Raw genomic sequence first — 10,541 nt, forward strand, 5'->3', positions numbered from 1 at the left:
CATCTTTTTTCACAGTTTTACTAGCTTTTTCATTTTGGCGCTTTTTTCATATATTTGCAAAAGTGAGATGCACCCGCTTAGTAACAGTATTTGCTACAAGTTTCCTGCCTACTCAATCCAGCAAACATATCGTTTGCTGGTTTTTTTTATAGATATTTTTCCGAGATTATAGTCCTGGACGCATTGGAACCCAGAAACCGCGTTTGATGGACGAAAAGACGCGTTGCAGCCAGCAGATTCGGTAAAAAACCCGGTTTCTTTGCCGGAGTGCGTCCAGCGCTGACTATAAAGCAATACGCTTGGGTTAAAACTGTTTATTCCTCGGAAATCGCCCTAAATTCCCATTAATAAGGGCGACTTTGACTAAGTTCTTGTCCCCCCTTCATTCCCCCCTTGGAGGAGTAGGGGGTGGGCTGCGGAGGGTGGGGCTAGGGGGGATCGGGCTTAACAGAACTGTGTTCAGAAACCGGGTTTTTCAACCAAAATATTTGTTTCACACCCTTAATCTTGGTGAAAAAACCCGGTTTCTTTAGTCCCCGTGCGTAAGTCCTGATAAAGATTATTGGTGCGTGCCAAAATTCATCGGCGAACCGCCCCTACAGATTCTACTAATTCATAATGTAAAAGCATTAACATTGTGGCGGGAATTGTCTCCCTTGCATAAGTTGTGCCATGTAGATGAAAAATTTATACCTCCAAAGCACTGCCATCAAATTCCATCACAACTGTTCCTACTTGTCCTTTATGTATAGCAACCGCCAAGGCGGTTAGGACGCAAGACGCAAGACATCCAAGGGTCGCATCGCGCAAACAATTAAACTGATCGAGCTGTTTGCGGATGCGACTTTTTAACCAAGACCAGCACTGTTCAATTTTGTTTAGGTCAGGAGAATAGGGAGGTAAGTATAGCAATTGACAACCTGTACCTTCAATCAGTTGCGATATCCGACCGCCTTTATGAAACGTGGCATTATCCATGATGACAATCTGTCCTGGTTGAACAGTTGGAAGTAAACAAGTTTCCAACTTTCGTTTCAAATACCGTTCGATTGCAAGCTCCTTCAACAGTAAAAGGAGCGATTAGTTTTTGGTTGCATAGGGCAGCAATCATGTTCACCCGCCCATCTCGTCGCCCTGATTTGAGAGCATGAAAACGTTGTCCTCTTTGATTCCAACCATAACTATACTCGTCTCGGTTATCCATCCGGTGATTCATCAAGGTATACAATCTTTGATGGACACACTGTTGACAAATGCGCTATAAATGCCTGTCGTTTCTCTTCATCTCTTTCACGATAGCCATAGGTCTTTTTTTTCGCGTAAAGCCAATTTTCTGCAAAGCCCGTGAAATAGTGCGAGCGCTAATCTGCCCTGACCAAAGTTTAGCCATTTCTACTTGCGTTTTATCCCCATGAATCTTGGCGAAATCACGGAATTTCTCCCAGTCCGCAATCTTATTGTTATTGCCGGGAGGTTGATGCCGGCAGAGCTTGGTAGTCTCCTGTTTCAGCTTGTCGCTTCAACCATAAGTCAATGGTGTTCCGACTGATATTGAACAGTTGGCTGACAACACTAATCTTCATACCATCTTGCTCAATGGCTTCGATCACTTTTTTTCGCAGGTCGTAACTATAGGGTTTGGGCATGGGGGGCGATCGCAACACAGAAATCTCGACTACAAAATTAGCAATTTTTTGATGTCTTGTCTGTTCAATTGAGGATGATCTTGCGGAACTGGTGGCGACAAGTGATGCCAGTGCCAACCTCGCGGACTCTTGCTCTCGATCGCCCCTAACCCTCGCGACGTTAATGCAGCCAACTTGATCGCCCGCCCGATCGCACGCCATCGTGGACTCTGGGTAACCACCCTCACACTCAAGCGAGTCCGTCTCTGTTTCCTAAAGAGCGAACGTGAGCCTCAACCCACCTTCTATGTCCTAACCGCCTTGACGGTTGCTATAATTTAATGATTTATTTTTTTTACAAAATGGCTTGCTTCTAAATCTTCTGTTAAAGCAACAATATCAAGGGCTTTAATTGTTTTCCTTATTTGTACCTCACTTTTTGACTGGGCTGGGGGCGGGTTTATCAAGCTTAGTCTTGGAGGCAGAAACCGGGTTTTTACCGAAATACTGCATCCCGGCTTTTAACTAGGAGTGAAAAACTTGGTTTCTTTGGTTCTGATGCGTCAGTTCTAAAGATTATTGGGTCGTGGCCAAATTCACCGGTGAACCCGTTCCATACCCCATTCGATTTTCGATTAAAATTACCAATCTAAAATCTAAAATGTAAAATCTAAAATTGCCCCATGCTAATGCCCACAAAAAAGCCAGGGATTGATATCCCCAGCTCGAAACATAGCACAATTAGTTTTTGGAGTTGGTACGGCGATGTTTCAGAATCGACCCCACCCACTTTTACCCAAATTAAATCAGGGTAATGTCAGCAGCCGTAATGCCCGGTCTGCCATTCAGAATTGCCAGCGTAACTACTCCGTCAGCAGTACTAAAACCGTTAGAGTCAAATCCTAGTCGTCCAGTTGAATTTTCATAAAAGACGAACGGCTCTGCCCCGGCCGCCCCGGCTGGACCAAAACTGCTTGTGTACTGCCCACTCTCAACCGCCAAGAACGCCTGCGAAGAAAGTCGATTCGTATTTTGCACTCCCCTCAAGTTGGGGAAGCCGTTGGAGCCATTGATTTGGAAGATAAACTTGTCTTGGCCGATCGTAAAATCGCCGATTTGGTCTGGGTTAGTACCCACGGCGCCCTCGCCGAAGTTGTTGTAGTAGAAGCTGTCATTACCCGAGCCGCCAATCAGGGTGTCAGCACCCGGCCCGCCGCCGAGAGAGTCGTTACCGTCACCGCCGATCAAATAGTCGTTTCCAAACCCGCCCAGCATCGTGTCGTTTCCGGCACCGGCATTTAAGGTATCGTCCCCAGCGAGGGAGTCGGTAGCATTGGATGAGTCACCGAACAGTATGTCATCCCCGCTACCAGTAGTTATGACATCAGTGCCGTTGCCACCAGTAATGAAGTTGCTGCCTAAGGTATCGGTAATCAAGTTGGCTACTGTGCCGCTAAAGGTGACGCTGCTAGCGTAGGAGATGAAGTCGTTACCCGCAAAGTTGCCGATCACGCGATCGCGCTCGCTGCCAAAGATGATGGTGTCACTTCCCTCGCCACCGTTCATGAGGTTGGTGACGGTGAAGTTGCTGCTAGGAGTAGGAGCAGGATTGGTGTAGCCAATTAACAGATCGTTGCCCAGCGCGCCTTCGAGAGTAATCAAAGCAGTACCAGTACCAGCAAAAATGGCCCTGGTAGCATTGATAGTATCGTTGCCATCTCCACCGGCTGCATTAGTAAAGGTACCGCTCAGGCTGTCGTTGCCTTCACCGCCAATCATCGTATCGCTGGAGAAGGCAGCGACGATCGTGTCATTGCCCACTCCGCCGTCGAGCAAGTTGCGACCCGCGAAGCCTGGAAATACACTGGAGGCGCCTACGCTCGAAATTACATTCGGCACCGACGCCGACACGATGAAGTCGTCGCCTGCACCTCCCAACGCAGTATCAGAAGTGGCAAAAACGTTGATCGTGTCGTTACCGTCGCCGCCCTCAAAGAAGTTTCTGCCGGCACCAAACTCGCCGATCGCCCCGGTGAGAGAATCGTTGCCGCCACCACCAATCAAGGTGGTTCTCTCAATGCCGATCGTGATGACGGAGGAAGTAAATGGGCTGCTTTGGGTACTGTTGGTAATGACTAAGATGTCGTCGTCAAGATCGCCCGACAGGTAGCTGTTGCTGGCCACACCTCTTAGGGTGTCGTTGCCTCTACCGCCAAAGAGAGTGTCTCTTACATTGATACCTACAACCAAGTCGTCGCCCAAATCACCCCGCAAGTAGTTGCTGCCTTCATTGCCAGCGAAGCCAATACCCAAGCCACCCTGTAAAGAAAGGTTGTTCCCACCGCCTGCGATGAAGAAGCCGATCGCGTCATTGTCCTTACCGCCGTAGAGGGAATCTCCTCTCTGCGCCCCTCCCAGAATCGTATCTGCGCCCTGATTACCAAACATCAGGTTAGCTTCGACAGTACCTTGGAGGATGTCTTCTCCCAAACCGCCGGCCACGGTAGCGCGGGCTTCAGCGACTATGGTGTCCGAGCCTGCGTCGCCAAACAGCAAAGCCGGAGTGCGCTGAGATCTGATTGAGTCTTCGTCGTCGCCCCCGTATATGGTATCGTTCGGGCCAACTGAAACTAGAGTATCGTTATCGGCTTGGCCAAATATTAAGCTGCCGCCCAGGGTGGAAGTTCTAACGAAATCCGCCCCGGCTCCGGCGAATACTGTATCCGGGCCTAGTCCCGGAAGGTTTAAATCTAGTTGATTAGGATTGTCATCTAACGTTGTCATAAAGCTTCACTCCTCTACTTGTTGGTCATCGCTGGTGCGACTACAGACACTGCCTAGAACACCGAATGTTTGGATTCCGCTGTAGTTTAACCTGTTTGCCAGCCGCAAGTCTAGCCTACTGGCCTTAACCCTGTCTAGACTTTCTCCCTCGCGGACTTTTTGCTTGTAAGCTTTTATTTTCAAAGTCTTCACCCTTTAATAATCCTGGTGCACTGTCTCAGGTGCTCACGCTCCATAAGACGCGGCTCATATTCTTAATGTTCCATTCTGGATTGGCGGTCGGGGATCGCGTCCAGGGGAGGAAATTAAAGATTAAAAAAGGCAGATCAGGGTGATCGGGAAGACAAGGGAAATTGGGAGATTTGTTACTTGGTAACAAGGCTTTGTGGCAATTTCCGGTTTTCCAGGCAGGGCTGTCATTTAATAATTCTGGCCCGGATTGAACTGCGTACCGCTCCGGGCTTTAAAAGTCTACGCCCCGCTTTAGTTCTACGCCCCGATCGCCGTAGTGTTTGTGACAGTATACCTCGGAGTGTACGCTTGCCAAGTCAAAGTAAGCGTGGGGTTTGTGGCAGCGCCCGGTGATAATAATTTCTGTATCCCGCGGCTTGCGTAGCAGGGCTTCTACGATCGGCTCTACTGCCAGCAGTTCTAAGTCTACTGTGGGATTGAGTTCGTCGAGAATAATCGTTTTATACCAGCCGCTGGCGATCGCACATTTGGCGATTTCCCAGCCGCGTTCTGCTTCTATGCAGTCTAGCTCTTGCTGTTGCCCCCGCCAAACTATAGCATCTCGGCCGCACCGCTGGTGGTCTACTAGCTGTGGATAGCTTTGCCGCAAAGCTGCGATCGCCGCATCTTCTGTATAACCGGTGCCACCTTTGAGCCACTGCACGATTAACACCCGGTGAGATTGGTCTTGACTGATACCCCTACCTATTGCCTGCAAAGCTTTGCCCAAAGCGCTCGTAGACTTGCCTTTCCCCGCTCCCGTGTATATTTCGATACCGGAAATATGATGCTCTGCCGCTGCGGGGTGATAGTGCGGCTTCATTTCTGAGTGCAAGTCGGCAATATCCAGCAAAGCTTGGGGCGCCGCTCGGCCTGTGGCGATTACTTCTAAATATTCGGGTTTGTTTTTGAGGGTTTGGACTACTTCGTCAACTGGCAGCAAACCCAAGTCCAATAGGGGGTTTAGTTCGTCTAGTACCACCACGGAATACAGCTCGCTGGCGATCGCTCCTTTGGCGATATCCCAGCCTCGCTGAGCTTCTGCGCGATCGAAGCGGGTGATTGCTTCGGCCCCAAAATATTCGGCTCTGCCGGTTCGCACTTGGTCGATCAAGTGCGGAAATGCCCGTTGCAAGGCTTCTATTGCCCCGTCTTCGTCGTAGGAGCGGCCGGGGCCTTTGAGAAAGCGCAGCAACAAGACTCGCGTGGGCGAGTCAGAATTAATACCCAGCCCGATCGACCGCAACACTACTCCCAAAGCTGCCTGAGACTTGCCTTTACCAGCGCCGTCGTAGACGTGAATCTGGCCCGCGGCGCGTTCCGACCGGGATGAGGCTGTCCGAATACCAATGCCATTCCTTACCATAATCAGCAGTTGTTTGAGTCTGTAGCGGGGTGGGTATTCGATCGCGCGCCTTGAATGTTTAATTTTTCCATTCTCTTGGCGGATCTCAACAGATTATACGATAATTCCTAACGCCCAATCTTTTAAGCATCGATCTAACGCAATCAGGTACTCAAACCTCCGGTTAAGATTATTCCGTTTGTGCTGTACAATTAAAATTTAACACGGGCTGATATACCTGAAAGCTTATGATTGCGAGTGTTTTCCCATTTCGGACTGTTTTGGTGCAAATTTTAATTATGTTTTTGGCGATCGCGATCGAATCGTGGTTTTTGCAAAAACTACTTAAACTCGGCCCCAAAACCAGCATTGAATATACAGCCATCCTCAATCTCTCTTGCACTTGTGTGGGCTGGTTAGTTTTCTTGGGCATTGAAAGCGTTCTTACCAAAGATTTACGGGAACAGCTTATCGGTTATATTTTATTAGGCAGAGGGGATAATGTTTACGCTCCAATAACTCTGATAGCACTCTCAGTATTAGCAGTAACTTTTATAGCTAAATGGCAGGGATTAGAATTCATAGAAAACATGGTTTCCGGCAATAAAAAAGCTTCCAAGCCTCAGTTTTTAGGACCGCCAACCCTCACCCGCCGTGCTCCCAAAAGAACTTTTCAAGTAACTACCCAATTTGGGGGAATTTTAATCGCCCACACTGTTAGCAATGTCGTTATTTTAACCGTGTTGTTTTTGCAAAGCGTCTACTGAAATTTATGATGAAGCAATTTTTGGATGTCACTCAGCAACTCACTAAACTGACAAACAACCTTTGGGAAACCAATAAAAAAATCCAAAAGGCGATGATTCCGCCTAAAGTTGTCCACTGGAAGACTCCTTTACTGCTCAGCATCTTTTTAGCTTTGCTGACAGTGGCGACAGTCACTGACTGGCGGACGAGAACTCTGCTTTTTGATATGAGCTGGTTATTTTTTACACTTTCAATGGGTTTGCTGACCAGTCAGCAACCTTTTGTGATTAAAGGAGTAAGTCTGAGTCCGTGGGTGACAAGCATTTTAATTGGATTGTGGTTGCTGGTAAGATTGCCGTCGGATAGGAAGGAAATAGCATGGATATCCGGCCCAATTATAGCAGTAGTAGTTCTTGCTACAATAGAGGTTTGGAATAGCGAGTCAAAACGGGAAGGTATCAGGTCGTTGGTGCGCCCTCAGTTTTTGATGATTACTCTAGTTCACCTGCTGTTTTCCTGTTGGTTTGCTTTTCACTTTTTAATTCAAGGTTGGATACGACAGTACCCGAGCGTTTTATCCCAGGATTTGAGGCAAAGCGATTATGTCGTGACATTTCAACAGCCAACTATTAATCGCTCCCGAGGAGTTGTTATCCTCAATGCAATGGAGGGATACCTACAAAATGAAGCCCGCACAAAACCGTGGGCGCAGGTAGAGCAAATGTTAATAGATATGGACAACGAGCGGTTTTTTCTGCGGAATCAAGCCTTAAAAACAACTGGGGTAGTCGCAGAAGATGCGAAGTGGGATGTCAAAACTTCGATCGTCCAAGGAGATTCCCGCTATCAGTTAGAGATGGAGGCAATTTGGCTGGGGCTGGTTTTTAGACCGGAAACATATTCGTTTATCAAATCTTGCGAGGTGTTCGAGATAGGCAATAGGGCGACTGTAACCTGCGGTGCCATCAAACGCTCTCAACCCGGACAGAAAAAAGATGGAACGGCGGGGGACAGTCAAGTTTGAGCTTGTCTCAGGCAGTTAGGAGAGTGTTCCAGAAGAAAGGGGAAGAGGGGGAGATGGGGAGAGTATCCGAGCCCGAGAGGCGGAGATGGGGAGAGTGGGAGATGGGGGAGAATCTTCCCTCAAACCTCGGACTTCTTCCTTCAACATCCAATCCGTTAAATCCCTTAACTCCCCCTTCACTGCGCGTTGCCGAACTTCCTTCTTCTTTATATTAAAGTATTGATTGCGAAAGTTTCCAGCGGGTTAATAACTAGATGAATTTGAGAAGAATCTTGACAGTCGCGACCAATGTATTTTGGGAAGTAATTCGCGATCGCATCCTTTACTTAATTATTATTTTTGCTCTGTTGATGGGCGCCTCGGTACGCTTGATACCGGAATTGGCGGCGACAACCGAGAAGAAAATTATCTTAGATGTCGGTTTGGCTGCTATGAGCATTCTCGGTCTGATTGCCACAGTTTTTGTGGCTACCGGACTGGTCAACAAAGAAATAGAAAAGCGCACTGTTTATCTGTTAGTTGCTAAGCCGATAAGTCGGGCTGAGTTAATTGTGGGCAAGCACTTAGGGCTGTCGGCGGTGCTGGCGGTGCTTGTAGCAGCAATGACTGTTATCTATCTGGCTATTCTGAGTTTGAGCCGCATTCCTTTCCCTTTGGAAAGCATTTTAATCGCTTCGTTGTTTGTGTGGTTTGAACTGTGTCTGATGGCTGGTGTCGGGATTTTATTTGGGGTTTTTAGCAGTTCGCTGCTGGCGACTTTACTGACATTTGGCGTTTATTTAATGGGACATTCGACGCGGGATTTAGTGGCTTTGGGCAAGTTAACTAAAAATCCTGGCCTTGAACAATTGATGATGGGACTTTATCTGGTTTTGCCGGATTTAGCCAGATTCAATTTGAGAAACGATGCTGTTTACGGACAAGTTCCTTACTTAGCAGGTTTGATTACAGATGCTGCCTACGGTTTGCTGTATGTGGTGCTGCTGCTGTCAATTGCGATCGCCATATTTTCCCGTAGGGAATTTTAAAACGCGCCTGCCCTACTTTCAAAAGTTTGAGTATATCTATCAAATTATCACGCTAAAATATCAAGGAGGCGATCACTCAGAAATCTCGACTAAAACTCAAACTTTTAATTGATCCCGAATAAGCTCTTCTGTATTTAAATAGTACCTTTGGGCGGGCTTTTCTGCCCTCCCCACAAGATCGGGACTTACGCATCGGGGCCCAGAAACCGGGTTTGTTACCGAATCTGCGGTCTACAACGCGTCTTTTCGTAAAAAAAACCTCGTTTCTAAACAATCGTGCGTAAGCCCTAAAGATGTTGAAGAGAAATCACCCTGTAAATTAGATTGCGATAGCTTAGCAGTAACAAAAATTGAAATTATGTTAGTGGAAAAACTCGAACAATTAAAAGATATTTTCGCACAAATGGAACGGGCTTTGATTGCCTACTCCGGTGGAATTGACAGCACTTTGGTGGCAAAAATCGCTTTTGATGTGTTGGGCGATCGCGCTTTGGCAGTGACGGCAGTTTCCCCATCTTTACTGCCAGAAGATTTAGAAGATGCGCGCATTCAAGCAGCAGAAATTGGGATTGCCCACCAGGAAGTAGAAACTCAGGAAATGGCAAATCCAAATTACACTTCCAACCCGGTTAACCGCTGCTATTTCTGCAAAAGCGAACTGCACGATACTTTGAAACCGCTAGCACTAGCAAAGGGTTATCCTTATGTGGTGGATGGGGTGAATGCTGACGATTTAAAGGATTACCGTCCAGGGATTCAGGCGGCAAAGGAACGCGGTGCGCGATCGCCCTTAGCAGAAGTAGGGATCACTAAATTTGAAGTGCGACAGTTGGCGAAAGAATTGGATTTGCCTTGGTGGGACAAACCTGCTCAACCTTGTCTGAGTTCGCGCTTTCCTTACGGCGAAGAAATCACCGTTGGAAAGTTGCAAAGAGTGGGGCGCGCTGAACGGTATTTGCGCCAGTTGGGACTGAAAAATTTGCGAGTGCGATCGGACGGAGATACGGCGCGCATTGAGTTACCCGCAGAGGAAATTCAGGAGTTTGTGCTAAATACGGATTTGCCTGCACTGGTGGCGGTGTTTCAGGAGTTTGGTTTTGTGTACGCGACTTTGGATTTGGAGGGGTTTCGCAGCGGCAAATTAAATCAGGTTTTGCAGCCGCAGTTGTTGCAGGCAAAAGGTTGATTAATTTTCCCGAATACAAAAATTTCTCATGATTGATGTAGTTTGGGACATGGAAAAAGGGGAACAATGTCAACCGAACATTTACCTTTGTTGATGTAGCAACTTATACCTTTCAAGGCTCGAATTGTTAGGATTACAAGACTTACGCAAAAGTAACGTATTTCTGTCGCCCAGCGAACTCAGTGATATCAACTCGGGTAGCATCGGAATTAATATTACTCACAGTCAGGACACCGCGAGTGCCTAAGTCCCTACCCCCATTCATTGTAGGGGTTTAGGCACTCGCGGTGTCCTCTATATCATTCCGATGCAACCGGAAACAATATGAAGCAATCTCAAAGTGCTATTGCTTAATCAGGGTATGAAAAAAATAACTTTAAAATCCAAAAGCTTTAAGGATACTGGTTTTTATGACGCGCATATAGCCTTTCTCCGAAAGATGAGGTATCATGTTACTGACACTCACTCGTGAGGGTCAAATAGAGAATATCAGCTCAAATGAACTATAATTATATGGTTGAGTAAAGCCACGCGAAAGCGATACCACACATCATAACATTTTTTTGAAAGC

Annotated in this window: 6 protein-coding genes and 1 pseudogene; 4 read left to right on the top strand and 3 right to left on the bottom strand. The window is 47.3% G+C overall.

Features of this window, described 5'->3' with window-relative positions:
- Positions 1-798 precede the first annotated feature (798 nt).
- The 3 genes and pseudogenes from QUA47_RS28885 to QUA47_RS28895 all read right to left on the bottom strand — a co-directional run.
- A pseudogene (locus QUA47_RS28885) lies at positions 799-1,646 on the bottom strand (IS630 family transposase); the annotation flags it as partial.
- 780 nt (positions 1,647-2,426) lie between these two features.
- Entirely contained in the window at positions 2,427-4,409 is a 1,983-nt protein-coding gene (locus QUA47_RS28890) for a calcium-binding protein (protein WP_333433317.1), read from the bottom strand.
- A 463-nt stretch (positions 4,410-4,872) separates the two neighbouring features.
- Positions 4,873-6,006, bottom strand: coding sequence for a cob(I)yrinic acid a,c-diamide adenosyltransferase (locus QUA47_RS28895; RefSeq protein ID WP_333220858.1), 1,134 nt, complete (start codon positions 6,004-6,006; stop codon positions 4,873-4,875).
- 227 nt (positions 6,007-6,233) lie between these two features.
- On the opposite strand from QUA47_RS28895, the gene fraC reads away from it, so the two are divergent.
- The 4 genes from fraC to larE all read left to right on the top strand — a co-directional run bounded on the left by fraC (position 6,234) and on the right by larE (position 9,970).
- Entirely contained in the window at positions 6,234-6,752 is a 519-nt protein-coding gene (fraC, locus tag QUA47_RS28900; protein ID WP_190657547.1) for a filament integrity protein FraC, read from the top strand.
- A gap of 5 nt (positions 6,753-6,757) precedes the next feature.
- On the top strand, positions 6,758-7,756 hold the full coding sequence (locus tag QUA47_RS28905; protein WP_333433318.1) for a DUF5357 family protein: 999 nt from the start codon (positions 6,758-6,760) through the stop codon (positions 7,754-7,756).
- 254 nt (positions 7,757-8,010) lie between these two features.
- The gene (locus tag QUA47_RS28910; RefSeq protein WP_190657543.1) at positions 8,011-8,784 is read left to right on the top strand and encodes an ABC transporter permease; all 774 of its coding nucleotides are present in this window, start codon (positions 8,011-8,013) and stop codon (positions 8,782-8,784) included.
- Positions 8,785-9,142: 358 nt separating this feature from the next.
- Positions 9,143-9,970: an ATP-dependent sacrificial sulfur transferase LarE gene (gene larE, locus QUA47_RS28915; protein WP_190657542.1), complete on the top strand. Its 828-nt coding sequence runs from the start codon at positions 9,143-9,145 to the stop codon at positions 9,968-9,970.
- The last annotated feature ends 571 nt before the right edge of the window (positions 9,971-10,541 follow it).

Origin of the sequence: Microcoleus sp. MON2_D5, from assembly GCF_036701905.1 — a bacterium.
In the GTDB taxonomy this organism is placed as follows: domain Bacteria; phylum Cyanobacteriota; class Cyanobacteriia; order Cyanobacteriales; family Microcoleaceae; genus Microcoleus.

Excerpts from the sequence above, each read along its gene's own strand:
- QUA47_RS28890 (WP_333433317.1), bottom strand. The coding sequence starts at position 4,409 with ATGACAACGTTAGATGACAATCCTAATCAACTAGATTTAAACCTTCCG.
- QUA47_RS28895 (WP_333220858.1), bottom strand. The coding sequence starts at position 6,006 with ATGGTAAGGAATGGCATTGGTATTCGGACAGCCTCATCCCGGTCGGAA.
- fraC (WP_190657547.1), top strand. The coding sequence starts at position 6,234 with ATGATTGCGAGTGTTTTCCCATTTCGGACTGTTTTGGTGCAAATTTTA.
- QUA47_RS28905 (WP_333433318.1), top strand. The coding sequence starts at position 6,758 with ATGATGAAGCAATTTTTGGATGTCACTCAGCAACTCACTAAACTGACA.
- QUA47_RS28910 (WP_190657543.1), top strand. The coding sequence starts at position 8,011 with ATGAATTTGAGAAGAATCTTGACAGTCGCGACCAATGTATTTTGGGAA.
- larE (WP_190657542.1), top strand. The coding sequence starts at position 9,143 with ATGTTAGTGGAAAAACTCGAACAATTAAAAGATATTTTCGCACAAATG.